We start from the raw sequence: 17,433 nt of genomic DNA, 5'->3' as shown, positions 1-17,433 counted from the left end.
GGTCGCCCCGTCAACCTTCGTCTGACCGGTGGGCAGGTCGCCGACTGTACCCAGGCCGACGCGTTGACGGACGAACTGGGTGAAGGAGATATCCTGCTGGCCGACAAGGGATATGACAGCAATGCCATCCGGGCTAAGGCCGCCGAGCGAAAGGCCTGGGCCAATATTCCGCCGAAGACAAACCGGAAAGGCTCCTTCGTGTTCTCCCGCTGGGTCTATCGACAACGCAATCTCGTGGAACGGTTCTTCAACAGGATCAAACAGTTTCGAGGCATCGCAACCCGGTATGACAAGCGTCTGGAAAACTACTTCGCCGCTGTAAAGCTCGTCGCTGCAAGAATATGGTGCCAGAGTTTATGAGTCGACGCCGTAGAAGACTACTTGCCCGATGGCTACAAAGCAAAAGATTTGGAATCGCTGATCGCTTTTGTCGCCGCTGACGATTTCTGGGAGCGGCTGCCTTTTGAACCCAAAGCGGAATTTGATAGACTTGCCAAGGTCATTCTCGGTATCGAGGACAAAGGAAAAGTGGCGGCTGTTGAGTCCGAAGAAGAGGAGCGTGAACAGCGTCTGACCCAAACGCCACATTAGTTTGCGTCTAACTTCTCGGCTCTATCAGTATATAAGATTGGGCAAAGCCCATTAGCTTATTGTGCGACAAGGCGATGCACGTGCCATCGCTTTATTGAAAGAGGCCACTGACGCAAAAGTAAGCGATCCGTCGATTGTCATAGTTTTTGGCGAAATAACAAGAAGCTGGTGCTGCTAGAGAGATTTGAACTCTCGGCCTCTCCCTTACCAAGGGAGTGCTCTACCCCTGAGCTATAGCAGCATTCCGTGGCGCGATTTAAGTGCGCCGTATTGGGCGAGGCGGCTATTGCCATAGGTCGGGGCGGAGTGCAAGCCGCAAATTGCAAGTTCTTTGAAAGATCGCTGGAAAAAATGTGTCGGTCTTTTGACGCCTAAGGTTTTCCGCTATGAGGAAGCCATGGCTGCGGACAAGACGAAAATCGATGGTGGGCAGGCTTTGCAGGGCGGTTCGGCGCCCGGTGGGACCAGTGGTGGGGTCGGCGGCGAGGCGGGCGAGCCCGTGGGCGGCAAGCAGGTCACGGAAGCGGATCGGCGGCGCGAGCGTGCCGCGCAGAAGCTGCGGGAGAATCTGTCCCGCCGCAAGCAGCAGGTGCGGGCGCGGCGCGCCGGCCAGGCCGACGAGACGGATGGTTTGCCGGCGGCAAAGCCTGTGGATAGCGCTGAAGCCGCCGCAAAAAGGGACGAATCGCAATGATTGATGTTGCCCATCATCAAACGAATTGATGCGTTAATCTATTTCGTCTAAAGAGCGCCTTTTACCAAGGTGCACGAAACCTGGCGCCGGCACTCAAGGCGCCCGGGACTATCAGGAAAGGCGGGCCTCGCCCGTATTGCTTATATGGATCGTATCAGGATTGTCGGCGGCAATGAGCTCAACGGTATCATTCCGATCTCCGGCGCCAAGAATGCCGCCCTGCCGCTGATGATCGCCTCGCTTCTGACAAGCGATACCCTGACGCTGGAAAACGTGCCGCATCTGGCCGATGTCGAGCTCCTGATGCGAATCCTCGGCAATCACGGCGTCGATGTCGCCGTCAACGGCCGGCGCGAGCGCCAGGAAGACGGCTATTCCCGCACGATCCATTTCACCTGCCGCACCATCGTCGATACGACCGCGCCCTACGAACTCGTCGCCAAGATGCGCGCGAGCTTCTGGGTCATCGGGCCGCTGCTCGCCCGCGAGGGTCAGGCGCGCGTGTCGCTGCCCGGCGGCTGCGCCATCGGCACGCGCCCGGTCGATCTCTTCATCGAGGGTCTCGAGGCGCTCGGCGCCACCATGGAAATCGACGCCGGCTATATCAATGCCACCGCGCCGAAGGGCGGCCTCATCGGCGCGCGCTATGTCTTCCCCAAGGTTTCCGTCGGCGCGACGCATGTGATGATGATGGCGGCCACGCTTGCCCGCGGCACCACCGTCATCGGCAATGCGGCCCGCGAGCCCGAAATCGTCGATCTCGCCAATTGCCTCATCGCCATGGGCGCCAAGATTTCCGGCGCCGGCACCAGCACGATCACCATCGAGGGCGTCACCTCGCTCTCCGGCGCGCGCCACCGCGTCCTGCCCGACCGTATCGAGACCGGCACCTATGCCATGGCCGTTGCCATGGCCGGCGGCGATGTCACGCTCGAAAACACCGATGTGGCGCTGCTCGACACGGCGCTCGAAAGCCTGCGCCGCGCCGGTGCTACGATCTCGCCGACCAATAACGGCATCCGTGTCATGCGCAATGGCGGCGGCATCAAGCCGGTCGATGTGGTCACCGATCCATTCCCGGGCTTCCCGACCGACCTGCAGGCGCAGTTCATGGCGCTGATGACCCGCTCCTCCGGCATTTCGCACATCACCGAGACCATCTTCGAAAACCGCTTCATGCATGTGCAGGAGCTGGCCCGCCTCGGCGCGAAGATCTCTCTGTCAGGCCAGACGGCCCGCATCGAGGGCGTCGAGAAGCTGAAGGGCGCGCCCGTGATGGCGACCGACCTTCGCGCTTCGGTCTCGCTCGTCATTGCCGGCCTTGCCGCCGAAGGCGAGACGGTGGTGTCGCGCATCTATCACCTCGATCGCGGCTTCGAGCGGCTGGAAGACAAGCTGACGCGCTGCGGCGCCATCGTCGAACGCATCAGCGACTAAGCCCTATCGCGGTCTTTGCGGAATAGTTTTCGGCTTTCGTGCCCGCCGCTGTCGCAAAACCGCGACACGGATTTGCGCGGCATGCCTTAATTCCATCCGATGGCGCGAAGAGAGCGGGCAAGCCCGTTTTCTTCGGTTGCGTCTTTTGCGCTCGCATCTTATGTCCACAGAAGGGAAACGCTGGAAACGGCGTTTCGCCGGGCGTTTTTCTGGTGGCGCGATCGGGGATAAAGGACGAATGAGCGATCTCAAGCTAATGGCACTCGACACGGAGGACCTGGATGTCATCTCTGCCTATATGCAGGATAGCGTCTTCAAGGTCGGCGATATGTCCTATGCGCCGAAGCAGGAGCAGTTTTCGCTCGCGGCCAACCGCTTCGGCTGGGAGCAATCGGATCAGCGCAGCAAGCCTTACGAACGCCATCGTTCCGCGCTGGTGTTCAAGCGCGTGCAGGCGGTGCGCTCCAGCGGCATCGATCGGCGCAACCGCGACGAGGTGCTGTCACTGCTTGCGATCCGCTTCGAACAGAAAGGCGAGGGGCCTGACGGCACGATCGAACTCACCCTTGCCGGCAAGGCCACGATCGCGCTCGATGTCGAATGCATCGAGGCCCAGCTCGCAGATATCGGCGGCGCGTGGGAAACGGCGCATAAGCCCCGGCATCCCGACGCGGGAGTATAGGCTTGTAACGGTTGGATACGGCCGCTGAAGTCGGTCTTGATGGAAGGGAATATCAGCATTGGCTATCTGGCTGGATCAGGCGTCGGAAGGGTTCGAGCAGCAGTTTGCCGCGTTCCTGACGACGAAGCGGGAAGTCTCCGAGGATGTGAATGCCGTCGTGCGCGGCATTATCGATGATGTGCGGGCGCGTGGCGATGCAGCCCTTGCTCATTATTCCAGGAAATTCGAGGGCATCGATTTCGCCACGACACCGATGCGCGTCAGCGAAGCGGAGATCGATGCCGCCATTGCCGCCGTTCCGGCCGAGGTTCTCGGCGCATTGAAGGTCGCCGCCACCCGCATCGAATCGCATCACCGCCGGCAGCTGCCGAAGGACGACATCTACGAGGACGATCTCGGCGTCGGCCTGGGATCGCGCTGGACGGCGATCGAAGCCGTCGGCCTCTATGTGCCCGGCGGCACGGCGAGCTATCCGAGCTCAGTGCTGATGAATGCCGTGCCGGCCAAGGTCGCCGGTGTGGACCGCGTCGTCATCGCCGTGCCGACCAAGGATGGTGCCGTCAATCCGGCCGTGCTTGCCGCCGCCCGCATGGCAGGCGTCGAGGAGATCTACCGCATCGGCGGCGCGCAGGCGATCGCGGCCCTTGCCTATGGCACGGAGACGATCAAGCCGGTCTATAAGATCACTGGCCCGGGCAACGCCTATGTGGCGGCCGCCAAGCGCCAGGTGTTCGGCACCGTCGGCATCGACATGATCGCCGGCCCTTCGGAGGTGCTCGTCATCGCCGACAAGAACAACGATCCGGATTGGATCGCCGCCGACCTTCTGGCACAGGCGGAGCATGACGAAAGCGCGCAATCGATCCTGATCACCGACGATGCCGAATTCGGCAAGGCGGTAGAAGCGGCGGTCGAGCGGCAGTTGAAGCGGCTCAGCCGCTCGCAGACGGCGGCAGCCAGCTGGCGGGATTTCGGGGCCGTTATCCTGGTCTCCGATCTGAAGCAGGCCATTCCGCTTGCCAACAGAATCGCGGCCGAGCATCTGGAACTCGCTGTCGACGATCCCGAGCCATTGCTTGCCGGTGTGCGCAATGCCGGCGCGATCTTCGTCGGCCGCCATACGCCCGAGGTGATCGGCGATTATGTCGGCGGCTCGAACCATGTGCTGCCGACGGCCCGCTCAGCGCGCTTCTCCTCTGGGCTCTCGGTGCTGGATTTCGTCAAGCGCACCTCGATCCTCAGACTTGGGCCGGAGCAGCTTCGCGCACTCGGGCCGGCGGCGATCGCGCTTGCCAATTCCGAGGGGCTGGATGCACATGCGCGATCGGTCGCGATCCGCCTCAATCTCGAGGGGTAAGGCATGGCCAAGGGCGTCTTCCGGCTGAGCGATGTGGTCCTGGACGACACGATCGGCCGCTCGACACCCGATGTCGAGCATGAGCGCGCCGTCGCCATTTTCGACCTGATCGAGGAAAACAGCTTCGAGCCGATCGGGCATCAGGGCGGGCCCTATCTGCTGAACCTGTCGCTGGTCGACCAGAAGCTGGTTTTCGACATCCGCATGGAAGACGGCGCCGTTGTCGCCACCCATATCCTGTCGCTGACGCCGTTTCGCCGGATCGTGAAGGATTATTTCATGATCTGCGAGAGCTATTACGAGGCGATCCGCTCCGCCACGCCAAGCCGCATCGAAGCGATCGACATGGGCCGGCGCGGCATCCACAACGAAGGCTCGCAGACGCTGATGGACCGGCTGAACGGCAAGATCACCGTGGATTTCGACACGGCGCGGCGGCTGTTCACGCTCGTCTGCGTGCTCTATTGGCGCGGGTGACCGATATGGAAGAGCCGCAGGCGATCGAGCATATCGGCAAATCCCCCGGCGCCATCCTCTTCATGTGCGGCCTGAATACCATTCGTTCGCCCATGGCCGAAGCGATCGCCCGGCAGATGCTGCCGCAAGGCACCTATATCGCGTCTGCCGGCGTGCGTGCCGGCGAGCGCAATCCCTTCGTCGATGTCGTGCTTTCCGAGATGGGGCTTTCACTCGGCCGGCGGCAGCCGCAGACCATGGAGGAGCTGGAGGATGATTTCTTCGATGTCATCATCACGCTCTCTCCCGAGGCGCATCACGCCGCGCTGGAACTGACACGGGCCAATGCGATCGACGTCATCTATTGGCCGACGATGGACCCCTCGGCGACGGACGGAACGCGCGAGCAGGTTCTGGATGCCTATCGCGGGGTGAGGGACTATCTTCTCGGCCTCATAGAGAGCAGGCTTGTGGAACATCGCGGCTCGCTTTAGAGCCGCAGATGAAACAAATGCAGAAACCCTTATCAACGTGGTTCACAAAACCGCGGCGATTGTGTAGTTTCCGCGCAAATTTCCGGCGACCCCGCCTTTTTAACAGGGGTGCCGGCCTCAACCGACAGGAAAAGAAGCTTTAATGCCGAAAGAAGAAGTCCTCGAATTTCCCGGTGTCGTCACCGAACTCCTGCCGAACGCGACCTTTCGCGTGAAGCTGGAAAACGAGCACGAGATCATCGCCCACACCGCGGGCCGCATGCGCAAGAACCGCATCCGCGTTCTGGCCGGCGACAAGGTGCTGGTGGAAATGACCCCTTACGACCTGACCAAGGGCCGCATCACCTACCGTTTCAAGTAGTCCGCCGCTCGCTGGAGCCGGATGCCGCCGACATTTTCGGCATCATGCTCCGGAGCCGGCTCTCATTCCCGCATGACAGGTCGAGATCTGATGGCGTTGAAACACAAGCTGATACTGGCCTCCGGATCGCCGCGTCGCGTCGAGCTCCTGCATCAGTCAGGCATCGAGCCCGCGCGTCTCATGCCCATGGACATCGACGAGACGCCGAAGAAGTCGGAACATCCGCGCTCGCTGGCGCGCCGGCTTTCGGCGGAGAAGGGCGATGCGGCGTATGCCGCAATCAAAAGCGACGCCGCCTGGCAGGGCAGCTATATTCTCTCGGCCGATACGGTTGTCGCTGTCGGACGGCGCATCCTGCCCAAGGCGGAATTCGTCGATGAAGCGTCCGCGGCGCTGCATCTGCTCTCCGGGCGCGGCCATGTCGTCTATACCGGCATCTGCCTGATCACGCCGGACCGCAAGCTGCGCCAGAAGGTTATCGAGACCAAGGTGCGCTTCAAGCGGCTCTCGGGCCGCGACATCGAAATGTATCTCGCCTCCGGGCAATGGCGGGGGAAGGCCGGAGCCTACGGCATACAGGGGCTTGCCGGCTCCTTCGTGCAGAAACTTGTCGGTTCCTACACCAATGTCGTCGGATTGCCGCTTTATGAGACCATGCTCCTGCTCGCAGGCGAGGGATTCGATGTCCACGCCGGATGGCAGGAAGGATAGAGCTGATGACGAAGGCTGAAGAGATCAAGGTCGGTTCCAAGGTCGAGCCGCTGCGCAAGACGCGACCCTGCCCGGAATGCGGCCGTCCATCGATGCGCGAACACTATCCTTTCTGCTCGGATCGATGCCGCTCCGTCGATCTATCGCGATGGCTCAATGGCGCCTATGCCATCCCAGTGACTGAAGACGAGACGAAGGCCGACGGCTCCGACCAGGAATGAATGTGGCTTTCCAACGCCGCTTTCATTCACGAACCCCTTCATTTTGTTCGCGAATTGCCAAAATTCGATTTCCTGTCAAAAAAGAGTCATTTGCTGCTGGACATGGCCGAACAAGATGCTATAACCCCGCTCGCTTCCGGGGCGAACCAACCGCCCGGCGCCCCTCAAGGCTCCTTCTCAGGCGTGAAGCACGGATGCCCAGATAGCTCAGTTGGTAGAGCAGCGGATTGAAAATCCGCGTGTCGCTGGTTCGATTCCGGCTCTGGGCACCATCTTTTCTCCCCAATCATGCGGACAATGAAGCGCGACGCTGGCTTCGAGCAACTTCTCGTTCAGATCGGGTTTTCGAATGGATGCCCGAGGGGCGTGCCTGATTGTGAGAAGAGAAACTTCTTGCGTGTAGTGTTTTGGTCGCAACAATCCTGCGGTTGTGTTTCATTAATTCGGTGCATGATCCCTTCAAGATATTGATGACATTCGGAATCAAGCGTACGAATTATTGACAGATCACCTATTGATTCGAAGCGAGTCATACCGCACCTTAGATACAGCGGGATAAAGTGATCTCGTAAAGGCCGGCGTTTATTGCAATAGCAAGCTATCGAGGCGCCATGTTAAACAATGATGTGCTATTTAACACGTTCGCCCGTTCTTTCGAAGCACGGCGCGAAGTCGAGATGTCATTCTCAGAATACCTGGAAGCGTGCCGGGATGATCCGCTCATGTACGCAAATGCGGCAGAGCGGCTGCTGGCAGCCATGGGCGAACCACTGCTGATCGATACGGCCAAGGATACAAGGCTTGGGCGTATCTTCATGAACCGGACCATCCGGACCTATCCGGCTTTCTCCGGGTTTTTCGGCATGGAAGAGACGATCGAACGCATCGTCGCCTTCTTCCGCCATGCGGCTCAAGGCCTGGAGGAGCGCAAGCAGATCCTCTATCTGCTCGGGCCGGTCGGCGGCGGCAAGTCCTCGCTCGCCGAGCGGCTGAAGTCGCTGATGGAGGTGCATCCCATCTATGTGCTGAAGGCCGGCAACGAACTCAGTCCGGTCTTTGAAAGCCCGCTCAGCCTGTTCGATCCCGTCACCATGGGGCCGATGATCGAGGAACGCTACGGCATTCCGCGGCGGCGCCTGACCGGGCTCATGAGTCCCTGGTGCCTCAAGCGGCTCGAGGAGTTCGAGGGTGACATTTCCCGCTTCAAAGTGGTTCGGATCCAGCCTTCGCGGCTGCGGCAAATTGCCGTCGCCAAGACGGAGCCGGGCGACGAGAACAACCAGGATATCTCATCGCTGGTCGGGAAGGTGGATATCCGCAAGCTCGAAAGCCTCGCGCAGAACGATCCGGATGCCTACAGCTACTCCGGTGCATTGAACCGTGCCAACCAGGGCATTCTCGAATTCGTCGAAATGTTCAAGGCACCGATCAAGATGCTGCACCCGCTGCTGACGGCGACGCAGGAAGGCAACTACATCGGTACGGAAAATATCGGTGCGATACCCTTCTCCGGCATCATCCTGGCGCACTCAAACGAATCGGAATGGCAGACCTTCAAGTCCAACAAGAACAACGAGGCCTTCATCGACCGCATCTGCGTCGTGAAAGTACCTTATTGCCTGAGGGTCACCGAAGAGCAGAAAATCTACGAAAAGCTGATCGAGGAATCCGAGCTCAGCGAGGCGCCGTGTGCGCCGTCGACATTGGAGACGCTTGCCCGCTTCACGGTTCTGACGCGGCTTTCCAAGCATGAAAACTCGACGGCCTTCTCCAAGCTTCGGGTCTATGACGGCGAGAGCCTGAAGGAAACCGATCCGAGGGCGCGCAGCGTGCAGGAATATCGTGACTCGGCCGGTGTCGACGAAGGCATGGATGGAGCCTCCACCCGCTTCGCCTTCAAGGTGCTGGCGGCGACCTTCAACTACGATACGACGGAGGTCGGCGCCGATCCGGTGCATCTGATGTACATGCTCGAGCAGGCAATCCGCCGGGAACAGCTGCCGCTTGAAACCGAGAAGCTCTATATCGAGTTTATCAAGAGCGAACTCGGACCACGCTATGCGGAGTTCATCGGCAACGAGATCCAGAAGGCCTATCTGGAATCCTATTCGGATTACGGCCAGAACCTTTTCGATCGCTATGTCGACTACGCCGACGCCTGGATCGAGGATGTCGACTTCAAGGATCCGGATACGGGCCAGCTTCTCGACCGCGAACTCCTGAACCAGGAGCTCACCAAGATCGAAAAGCCGGCAGGCATCGCCAATCCGAAGGACTTCCGCAACGAGGTAGTCAAGTTCTGCCTGCGGGCACGAGCGAGCCATGGCGGCAAGAACCCGTCCTGGACCAGCTACGAGAAAATCCGCGAGGTCATCGAAAAGCGGATGTTCTCGCAGGTCGAGGACCTTCTGCCGGTCATTTCGTTCGGGTCGAAGAAGGACGGCGAGACGGAGAAGAAACATGGCGAATTCGTCGAGCGGATGGTGGCGCGGGGATACACCGAGCGTCAGGTCCGGCGGCTTGTGGAATGGTACATGCGTGTGAAACAGGCGGGATGAGCCACCAAGGAAGAAGGAATGCACATTGTTGACAGACGCCTGAACCCAGGCGGTAAAAGTCTGGAGAATCGTCAACGATTTTTGCGTAGAGCAAAAGCGCTGGTGCAGAGAGCGGTCTATGAATCCTCTCAAAATCGCGACATTCAGGACATTCTGAAGGGTGGCGAGATCAGCATTCCCCTGGATGGAACCGAGGAGCCTCGGTTCCATCGCGGCCCGGAGGGCCTCAAGGAGCATATTCTTCCCGGTAACAAGGACTTCATCGAAGGCGATATCCTGCCGCGGCCGGAAGGTGGCGACGGCAGGCCGCGCGCCGGCGGTGACGGCAGCGGCGAGGATGCCTTCCGCTTCATCCTGACGCGGGATGAATTTCTCGATCTCTTTCTTGACGATCTTGAACTGCCCGACCTCGCCAAGCGGCGGCTGATGTCGGCGGACCAGATCAACCCGGTGCGGGCAGGTTACTCGGTGACGGGATCGCCCGCCAATCTTGCGATCAACCGCACAATGCGGCTGGCGATGATGCGTCGTGTGGCGCTGCATCGTCCGAAGCCGGAAACAGTCGAAAAGCTCATCGAGGAGGCGGAGGAGTGCACGGACGAGAAGCGCCGCGCACAGCTCGAAGCCGAAATCAAGAGGCTGGAATCGAAGGTCCGGCGCATTCCCTATATCGATCCGATCGACATTCGCTATCGCCGTTTCGAGAACGAGCCGAAGCCGGTGGCGCAGGCCGTCATGTTCTGCCTGATGGACGTATCCGGCTCGATGACCGAGCACATGAAGGACCTTGCCAAGCGTTTCTACATGCTGCTCTACATCTTCCTGACCCGACAGTATCGCCGTGTCGAGATCGTCTTCATCCGCCATACCGACGTCGCCGAGGAGGTGGACGAGGAGACCTTCTTCCGCAGCCCGGCGACGGGCGGCACGCAGGTTTCGAGCGCTCTCGAAGCCATGCGGCGGATCGTGCGGGACCGCTTCCCGGCGTCCGACTGGAACATCTATGCGGCACAAGCGTCGGACGGCGACAATGCCTATTCCGACAATGCGACGACGGCGGCGCTGATGACGAGCGAGATTCTGCCCGTCTGCCAGTATTTTGCTTATCTCGAAGTGGGTGAATCGCGCAGTGTCGCGATCTCCTCAGGCTCGGCGATCTGGTCGCTCTACGAGCGGATGCAGGCGGGGTGGCCGGTGCTTTCCATGCGGCGTGTTAGCGATCGCAGCCAGATCTATCCGGTCTTCCACGATCTCTTCCAGCGCCGGACGGCGGAAACAAGGAGCGGATGATGGCCAAGGCATCGATGGAACGGCTTTTCGAGGGTGCGGACTGGGATTTCGCCACCATTCAGCGGATCCACAATGCCTGCGAAAAGATCGCCGTCAACGAGCTTGGTCTCGATGTCTATCCCAATCAGATTGAGATCATCACCGCCGAGCAGATGCTCGACGTCTATTCCTCGATCGGCATGCCGCTGTTCTACAAGCACTGGTCCTTCGGCAAGCACTTCGCCCATCACGAGGCCTTCTATCGCAAGGGGCTGCGCGGGCTCGCCTATGAGATCGTCATCAACAGTTCGCCCTGCATCTCCTATCTGATGGAAGAGAACACCGCGACGATGCAGGCGCTTGTCATCGCGCATGCCGCCTTCGGCCATAACCACTTCTTCAAGAACAACTATCTCTTTAAGCTCTGGACCGATGCCGAAGGCATTCTCGATTACCTTAATTTTGCCAAGAGCTATGTCGCACGCTGCGAGGAGCGCTACGGCCACGCCGCCGTCGAGCGCACGCTGGATGCCGCCCATGCGCTGATGTCGCACGGCGTGCACCGCTATGCCGGCAAGAAGACGCCAGATCTGCGCGACGAGGAGAAGCGCGAGCGCGAGCGGCGCGAATATGACGAGAAGATCTTCAACGATCTCTGGCGCACCGTTCCGGCCGGATCTGGCAAGAAGACCCATGATCTCGATCTGGAGCGGCGGCGTTCGCTGGCGGGCCTGCCGCAGGAGAATATCCTCTATTTCCTGGAAAAGATGGCGCCGCGCCTGAAGCCCTGGCAGCGCGAGATCATCCGCATCGTGAGGCATGTGGCGCAGTATTTCTATCCGCAGAGCCAGACCAAGGTCATGAACGAGGGCACGGCGACCTATGTGCACTATCGCATCATGACGCGGCTGCACGAGCTTGGCGGCATCAGCGACGGCGATTTTCTGGAGTTTCTGAAATCGCATACCAATGTGGTCTTCCAGCCGACCTTCAACGATCCCCGCTATTCCGGTCTCAACCCCTACGCGATCGGTTTTGCCATGATGCAGGATATCGAGCGCATCGTGACGAAGCCGGAAGCGGAGGATCGCCAGTGGTTCCCGGAAATCGCCGGCACCGGCGATGCCATGGCGGTGCTGCGCGATCTTTGGGCGAATTATCGCGACGAGAGTTTCGTGGCGCAGTTCCTAAGCCCGCACCTGATGCGTCAGATGCGCATGTTCCAGCTGACCGACGATCCGGAAGAGGAAGAGGGTTTGAGGGTTGCCGCCATTCATGACGAGCGGGGCTATCGCCGCATCCGGCGGGAACTGTCACGGCAATATGATGTCGGCTGGATCGATCCGCATATCGAGATCGTCGATGTCGATCTTGCCGGCGACAGACGGCTTCTGGTCAGGCATACGGTGCTGAACGGTGCGCTGCTTGACGATATGGATGCCAAGCGCGTGCTGCAGCACCTGGCCGATCTGTGGAGTTACGACGTACTGATGCAGGAAGTCGACCGCTCAGGCGCGGTGCTTCGCGATCATCTCGTCCATCCCCGCGCCTCGGCGCTAGCGGCGTAAAATCCCACTCGCCTATGACCGGCTTTTGGGCCGGCGCTGATGGTCGCTCACCTGCGCATCGTCTTCCTGACGGCTGAGGATCAATGCATCGTACCACGGGACTACGCAACTACTTGGAGGGAGAGGGAAGGGTCCAGCGAGCCTTGTCGAAGACAAGGGCGGTTCGGATCTGTTCGGGTGTCGTTCTGCGCAATTCGAGTTGAAGGTTGAAGTTGTTGTTGCTCTGGAATTCCTTGAAAAAGGCGAGCTTGGCGCCGAAGGCCTGCAGCGTCACATCCTGAAGCGTGCCGATCGCATTCAGCGCCGCCTGGAAATCCAGCCAATGGGTCTCATTCAGCAGCAGGACGACAGTGTCGATGAAGGTGCCGGCGATGGACTTGCCATCGTCGTTGTCGGGCATGATCACCTTGATGCGGATCGTCTCGAGTTCGCCGGTCGGCTTGCCGCGTGCGATGATGAAGAAAGACGCCGCGTTCGCATTGCCGTAGGCGCCCTTCTGGACGGCGTAGCTGCATTCCGATGTGCCGCCGCCCAATTCGCTTTGCCGCCACTCGCCCACGGGCAGGCCGAATTTTTCGAGATCGGCGCAAAGCGCTTGGCCTGATATCCGCCAGCTGCGCACGAAGGCGCTCAGCAGGGCGTCGACGGGGGCATCCAGCAGATGGGATCTCCTTGCCGAAGATTTATCGCTCGCCGGTTTTATGCGGCCATGCCTCGGCGCTTCGGCTGCCGTCGGCGGATGTTCGGCTGGAGTGCTTGCCGTGGCGACATGTGCCGGCTGCTGCGCCTGGGCAGGCTTCGGCGGTAAGGGTGCCGGCTGTTGTTCCGGCTGGGGAAACAGGTTGAGATGATAGCGGCTGTCCAGCACCCTGAGGTTACGCATATCATTGGCAAGGAGCGCGGTCGCCAGGATGATCGAGCCGATGACGATCGTCGCAATCCAGAAGACAGCCCTGCTTTTCTTGCGAGGTGGCGCCACCGACATGGTTCAGATCTCAGCTACTCCCGAGGAAACCTGTTGGCCGCGATAACTGTATGTTGCGCAGCCAATACCTGGCTACAGCATATGCGTTTATGAACGATTGATCATTCTAATGTTTCTTTGTCAATTCATGACCTTGCCCAGAGCGCGTCGCGGTTCCTTCCAGCTCATATCTCGCGTTTCGGGCCTGGCTTTTCGCAGCTTCGTCGCTTCAGGCAAAATAGGTCTTGAGCGCCTTGACGGTCGCGGCATCCGTGCGGCGCCCGGACGGCGCCGAGAAGCCGAGGGCGACGACGCGCTCGTCCGGCTCGGCAAAGGCCGCGGAACAGGAGGCATGGATCTCGCTGATCTGCAATCGCGGCCATAGCCGGCCGACGTTTGCAAGCGTGACGCCGGAGCCGGGCATGATGGAGATGCGGCCGGCGGCTGCGGCAATCGCTTGTTCGAGCATGTCAACGCCCTCCGCCGCGGTCTTGGCGCCGCCCGACGTCAGGATGCGCTCGAAACCGAGCTTGACGGCCATTTCCACGGCCTCGGCGATATCAGGGACAAGATCGAAGGCGCGATGCAGCGTCGTGCCGAGACCTTCCGCATGGGCGGTGAGGATGGCAAGCGCATCGAAATCCAAGTGCCCGTCCGGTAGGGAGGCGCCAAGCACGACGCCCCGCAGTCCGGCATTGCGGGCTGCGTCGATGTCGCGCTTCATGACGTCGAGTTCATCAGCCGAATAGACGAAGTTGCCAGCGCGCGGGCGGATGATGGCGTAGGCGGGGATGGGCATCTTGGCAGCCTCTGCCATCAGCCCGGCGCTTGGCGTCAAGCCGCCGACGGCGAGCGCGCTGCAAAGCTCGATACGGTCGCCGCCGCCCGCGACAGCGGCTTTCAGTCCGGCAATATCCTCGACGCAGACCTCAAGCAGCATGGCCGCGCTCCCCGGCATATTGCAGGCCCAGGAGGGCGGCGCCGATGAGGCCCGGTTCCAGCTTGCATTCACTGGGCACGACGAGCGGCCGACCGAACTTGCGCAGGATGCGGCTCCGCACCGCGTCATCCAAGCGCGCAAGCAGCGGTTCGACATTGGAAAGACCGCCGCCGACCGGAACGATGGTTGCGCCTGTTATGTTGACCGTCAAAGCGAGCGGCGAGGCGACCAGATCGACCATGACATCGATCGTGCGTTCCGTACGCTCATCGCCCTTCCGCCATTGGTCGATGATTTCTTCGCTGGAAAGGTCCTGGCCATGAAGCGTCTTGTGCAGGCGTTCGATGCCGCGCGCGCCGCCGACCGTATCGACGCAGCCCTTCTGGCCGCAGCCGCAGGGATAAGCGGGAATGGCGACCGGCGGATTGCCGGCAAAGGATGCGATGATGGGACCATGGCCCCATTCCCCGGCAAAGCCGCCGGCCGCGTTGACGAGCCGGCCGTCGGCCACCAGGCCGCCGCCGACGCCGGTGCCGAGAATGGCGCCGAAGACGATGCGATGGCCGCGGCCGGCACCGGACATGGCCTCGGCCATGGCGAAGCAATCGGCATCATTGGCGATCAGCACGGGATAGCCGAGTTCCGCTTCCAGATCGGCGGCGAGGTGCCGGGTGTGGATGCAAGGGATATTGGCGCAGGTCAGCGCCTGCGTATCGGGATCGACCACGCCGGCAATGGAAAAGGAGAGGCAATCCGGTTTTTCGCCTGCTTCCGCGATGACATCGCGCAGGACTGCGACGAATTCGGCAAAATCATGCCTGGGCGTAGGCCGCCGCGCCAGCGGCACGATATCCGTCATCGAGTGGGCGATGCCGCCCTTGATGGCGCTGCCGCCTATGTCGAAGGAAACGATCATGAATATCGACCCGCTGGGAACATGCGGCCTTGCTCGCACCCTTTGCCGGTCTTTGCAAGATCAATCCTTGCCGGCTGCGCCATCGTCAATCGGCCGGCAGCGTGATCCTGGCTTCGAAGCCATCGGTCTTGCCTGTCGCGGGTGACAGCAGGTCGAGATGTCCGCCGATCTGCTCGACGATACGCTCGACGATCGAGAGGCCGAGGCCGGAGCCTGCCGCTTTCGTCTTGCCGCGCCGAAAACGCTTCTTCAGGCCAGCAAGTTCATTGGCGGAAAGCACGGTGCCACCATTGATGACGCGAATGGCGCGATCATCGACCTGGACCGTCACGTCGTCATCGTCCGAACCATGGATCAAAGCATTTTCGATAAGATTGCGCACGACGATGGCAAAGGCGTCGATATCGACATTGCGGATCAGTTTCGCCTTTGCTTCATTTTCCAGCTGGACGCGGCCGGCCGTGCCGGTGTCCCGGTCATAATCGCCAATGACGGTTTCGATGATGGCCACCAGATCGGCCGGTTTATCGCCCGTACCGATGCCGGCTTGAGCGCGGGAGAGCTGCAGCAGCTTTTCCGCCAGTCGCCCCAGATTGGAAAGCGATGTCTCGATGCGGCCGGCGCGGTCGGTCAGAGGGCCCTCAGGCAGTTCGGCGATCAGGCGCTGCGTCTGGGCGAGCGCGCCCGCGATCGGGGTGCGCAGCTCATGGGCGCTGTTGGCGGTGAATTCCCGTTCGGCTTCGAGCGCCAGGCGCAGGCGGTCGAGCAGGAGATTGACGGAGCGCGCGATCGGCTGCAGCTCACGCGGCAGCGTCTCGCTGTCCAATGGCGCCATGTTGCCGCTGTCCTTTGTGGCAATCTGCGATCGCAGGCGGTCGATGGGCCGCAGCGACCGACCGACGACGAAACCGATGGCGACGATGCTCGCGGGAATGAGGGCAAGCAGCGGCCAAAGCAATGCGACGCCGCTTTCGCGGGATGCTTCGCGGCGATTCTTGAAGGCATCCGCGACATGCAGGAAGATCGTGCCGTCGGCCGATGATTCCGTATAGATCCGGTATCGCGGCGTATTGTGGAAGCCGATTTTCAGCGGTACGTCATAGGCGGTTGCCGGGGCATCGTGGGAATGAAGGATGACCTTGCCGTTCGCATCCAGCACCTGATAGGTCAGATATTCGCGGTTCAGCCCCTTGTTGAGCTCTTCCAGGCTTTGCGGGTCGCCCGAATGGTCGCGATTGGCGAGATCGTCCAGCACCAGGGGCATCAGCCGTTCGGCGGTTTCCTGCAGCGCGCCGTCGAAGGTCTCGGAAAGCTCCTTGTTGACCACGTAGACGCCGATACCGACTGCAATCAGCCAGAAGACGACGACGGTCCCGGTGAGTGCCGCGATCAGGCGACGGGTGATGCTGGCGCGGCTTGGGCCTTTCTGCTGTGTCATCGCTCACCCAGGCAATAGCCGACGCCGCGTGCCGTCCGGATCCGGTCCCTGCCGATCTTCTTGCGCAGACGGCTGATATAGACTTCCACCGTATTGCTTTCTATCTCGGAGCCGAAGGCATAGAGTGCTTCCTCTATCTTGTCTTTCGAGACGATGGCGCCGGGCCTTGCAACCAGCAGATCGAGCACGGCCCATTCGCGCCCTGTCAGCACCACATCCTTGCCCTCCAGCCGGACGCGCCGTTGCGGCTGGTCGATTTCAAGATCGGCAAAGCGGATGGTCGGCTGCGGGCTGCCGGTATAGCGGCGGGCTACCGCCAGGATGCGGGCCGTGAGCTCGCCGAGATTGAACGGCTTGACGAGATAGTCGTCGGCGCCGCTGTTCAATCCCTCGATGCGATCGGAAATCTGGTCGCGCGCCGTGAGGATGATGACGGGCGTTTCGTCTGGCCTGCGGCGCAGCCGCTTCAGAAAATCGATGCCGCTGCCATCGGGAAGCTGCAGATCCAAAAGGACAAGGCCATACTGCACGGCGCTGGTAACCTCATCGGCATCGGTGAGATTCCTGACCCAGTCCACAGCGTGCGGGCCTGCCGCGATATGGTCGCGAACCGCGCTGCCGATCGTGTCATCGTCCTCTACCAGAAGAATGCGCACTTGCACCTCGCAACCATTGAACGCGCTTCAGTTAATGCCGACGAAGCTATCGGGTCAATAACGGCCGAAATAAGCCAAGCCTGGATGCACAGTTCTTCGGGTATCCATCCGCCGAAAACG

Annotated in this window: 19 protein-coding genes and 2 tRNA genes; 15 read left to right on the top strand and 6 right to left on the bottom strand. The window is 60.8% G+C overall.

Annotated elements, in window-relative coordinates; all coding sequences use genetic code 11:
- On the top strand, positions 1-360 hold a 360-nt coding region (locus tag PH552_RS25545; RefSeq protein WP_285166338.1), incomplete at its 5' end, for an IS5 family transposase.
- 21 nt (positions 361-381) lie between these two features.
- Positions 382-591 carry a hypothetical protein gene (locus tag PH552_RS25540; protein ID WP_145644433.1) on the top strand — a complete coding sequence of 70 codons (210 nt, stop codon included), beginning with the start codon at positions 382-384 and terminating at the stop codon, positions 589-591.
- Positions 592-757: 166 nt separating this feature from the next.
- Here the strand turns inward: PH552_RS25540 and PH552_RS25535 are convergent.
- A tRNA-Thr gene (locus tag PH552_RS25535) sits at positions 758-832 on the bottom strand.
- Positions 833-988: 156 nt separating this feature from the next.
- On the opposite strand from PH552_RS25535, the gene PH552_RS25530 reads away from it, so the two are divergent.
- The 13 genes from PH552_RS25530 to PH552_RS25470 all read left to right on the top strand — a co-directional run bounded on the left by PH552_RS25530 (position 989) and on the right by PH552_RS25470 (position 12,399).
- Entirely contained in the window at positions 989-1,285 is a 297-nt protein-coding gene (locus tag PH552_RS25530) for a hypothetical protein (protein ID WP_210278946.1), read from the top strand.
- Positions 1,286-1,429: 144 nt separating this feature from the next.
- Positions 1,430-2,722, top strand: coding sequence for a UDP-N-acetylglucosamine 1-carboxyvinyltransferase (gene murA, locus PH552_RS25525; RefSeq protein ID WP_145644434.1), 1,293 nt, complete (start codon positions 1,430-1,432; stop codon positions 2,720-2,722).
- Between the two features lie 238 nt (positions 2,723-2,960).
- Positions 2,961-3,404, top strand: a complete 444-nt coding sequence (locus tag PH552_RS25520; RefSeq protein ID WP_112343186.1) for a DUF2948 family protein — start codon at positions 2,961-2,963, stop codon at positions 3,402-3,404.
- A 58-nt stretch (positions 3,405-3,462) separates the two neighbouring features.
- Positions 3,463-4,761, top strand: coding sequence for a histidinol dehydrogenase (gene hisD, locus PH552_RS25515; RefSeq protein WP_112343187.1), 1,299 nt, complete (start codon positions 3,463-3,465; stop codon positions 4,759-4,761).
- A 3-nt stretch (positions 4,762-4,764) separates the two neighbouring features.
- Complete coding sequence (locus PH552_RS25510) at positions 4,765-5,238, top strand: UPF0262 family protein (RefSeq protein WP_112343188.1); 474 nt, start codon at positions 4,765-4,767, stop codon at positions 5,236-5,238.
- 5 nt (positions 5,239-5,243) lie between these two features.
- Positions 5,244-5,711: an arsenate-mycothiol transferase ArsC gene (locus PH552_RS25505; RefSeq protein WP_113249517.1), complete on the top strand. Its 468-nt coding sequence runs from the start codon at positions 5,244-5,246 to the stop codon at positions 5,709-5,711.
- A gap of 142 nt (positions 5,712-5,853) precedes the next feature.
- Positions 5,854-6,072, top strand: a complete 219-nt coding sequence (gene infA, locus PH552_RS25500) for a translation initiation factor IF-1 (protein ID WP_004117876.1) — start codon at positions 5,854-5,856, stop codon at positions 6,070-6,072.
- Positions 6,073-6,162: 90 nt separating this feature from the next.
- A complete protein-coding gene (locus PH552_RS25495) occupies positions 6,163-6,783 on the top strand; it encodes a Maf-like protein (protein ID WP_112343190.1) in 621 nt (206 codons plus the stop codon).
- 5 nt (positions 6,784-6,788) lie between these two features.
- A complete protein-coding gene (gene yacG / locus PH552_RS25490) occupies positions 6,789-7,004 on the top strand; it encodes a DNA gyrase inhibitor YacG (protein WP_145644435.1) in 216 nt (71 codons plus the stop codon).
- 196 nt (positions 7,005-7,200) lie between these two features.
- A tRNA-Phe gene (locus PH552_RS25485) sits at positions 7,201-7,276 on the top strand.
- A 339-nt stretch (positions 7,277-7,615) separates the two neighbouring features.
- Complete coding sequence (locus PH552_RS25480) at positions 7,616-9,562, top strand: PrkA family serine protein kinase (protein ID WP_113249519.1); 1,947 nt, start codon at positions 7,616-7,618, stop codon at positions 9,560-9,562.
- 18 nt (positions 9,563-9,580) lie between these two features.
- Positions 9,581-10,852, top strand: coding sequence for a YeaH/YhbH family protein (locus tag PH552_RS25475; RefSeq protein WP_112343194.1), 1,272 nt, complete (start codon positions 9,581-9,583; stop codon positions 10,850-10,852).
- Positions 10,849-12,399, top strand: coding sequence for a SpoVR family protein (locus PH552_RS25470; protein ID WP_145644436.1), 1,551 nt, complete (start codon positions 10,849-10,851; stop codon positions 12,397-12,399). Before PH552_RS25475 ends, PH552_RS25470 begins: the two co-directional genes overlap by 4 nt.
- Positions 12,400-12,508: 109 nt before the next feature.
- Here the strand turns inward: PH552_RS25470 and PH552_RS25465 are convergent, their stop codons facing one another.
- From PH552_RS25465 to PH552_RS25445, 5 genes are all read right to left on the bottom strand, one after another.
- Complete coding sequence (locus PH552_RS25465; protein ID WP_145644437.1) at positions 12,509-13,384, bottom strand: DUF6030 family protein; 876 nt, start codon at positions 13,382-13,384, stop codon at positions 12,509-12,511.
- A gap of 208 nt (positions 13,385-13,592) precedes the next feature.
- A complete protein-coding gene (locus PH552_RS25460; protein WP_145644438.1) occupies positions 13,593-14,303 on the bottom strand; it encodes a copper homeostasis protein CutC in 711 nt (236 codons plus the stop codon).
- Positions 14,293-15,219, bottom strand: coding sequence for an ROK family protein (locus PH552_RS25455; RefSeq protein WP_145644439.1), 927 nt, complete (start codon positions 15,217-15,219; stop codon positions 14,293-14,295). Before PH552_RS25455 ends, PH552_RS25460 begins: the two co-directional genes overlap by 11 nt.
- An 85-nt stretch (positions 15,220-15,304) precedes the next feature.
- Positions 15,305-16,657 (bottom strand): ATP-binding protein, encoded by a 1,353-nt coding sequence (locus PH552_RS25450; protein ID WP_145644440.1) that lies wholly within the window; start codon positions 16,655-16,657, stop codon positions 15,305-15,307.
- Positions 16,654-17,313 carry a response regulator transcription factor gene (locus PH552_RS25445; protein ID WP_112343200.1) on the bottom strand — a complete coding sequence of 220 codons (660 nt, stop codon included), beginning with the start codon at positions 17,311-17,313 and terminating at the stop codon, positions 16,654-16,656. Before PH552_RS25445 ends, PH552_RS25450 begins: the two co-directional genes overlap by 4 nt.
- Positions 17,314-17,433: the final 120 nt, after the last annotated feature.

This window comes from Rhizobium aureum, assembly GCF_030182495.1.
Classification (GTDB): domain Bacteria; phylum Pseudomonadota; class Alphaproteobacteria; order Rhizobiales; family Rhizobiaceae; genus Rhizobium; species Rhizobium tropici_C.
Note: the sequence above shows the minus strand (reverse complement) of the source record. Positions and strands in the feature narration are given on the sequence as shown.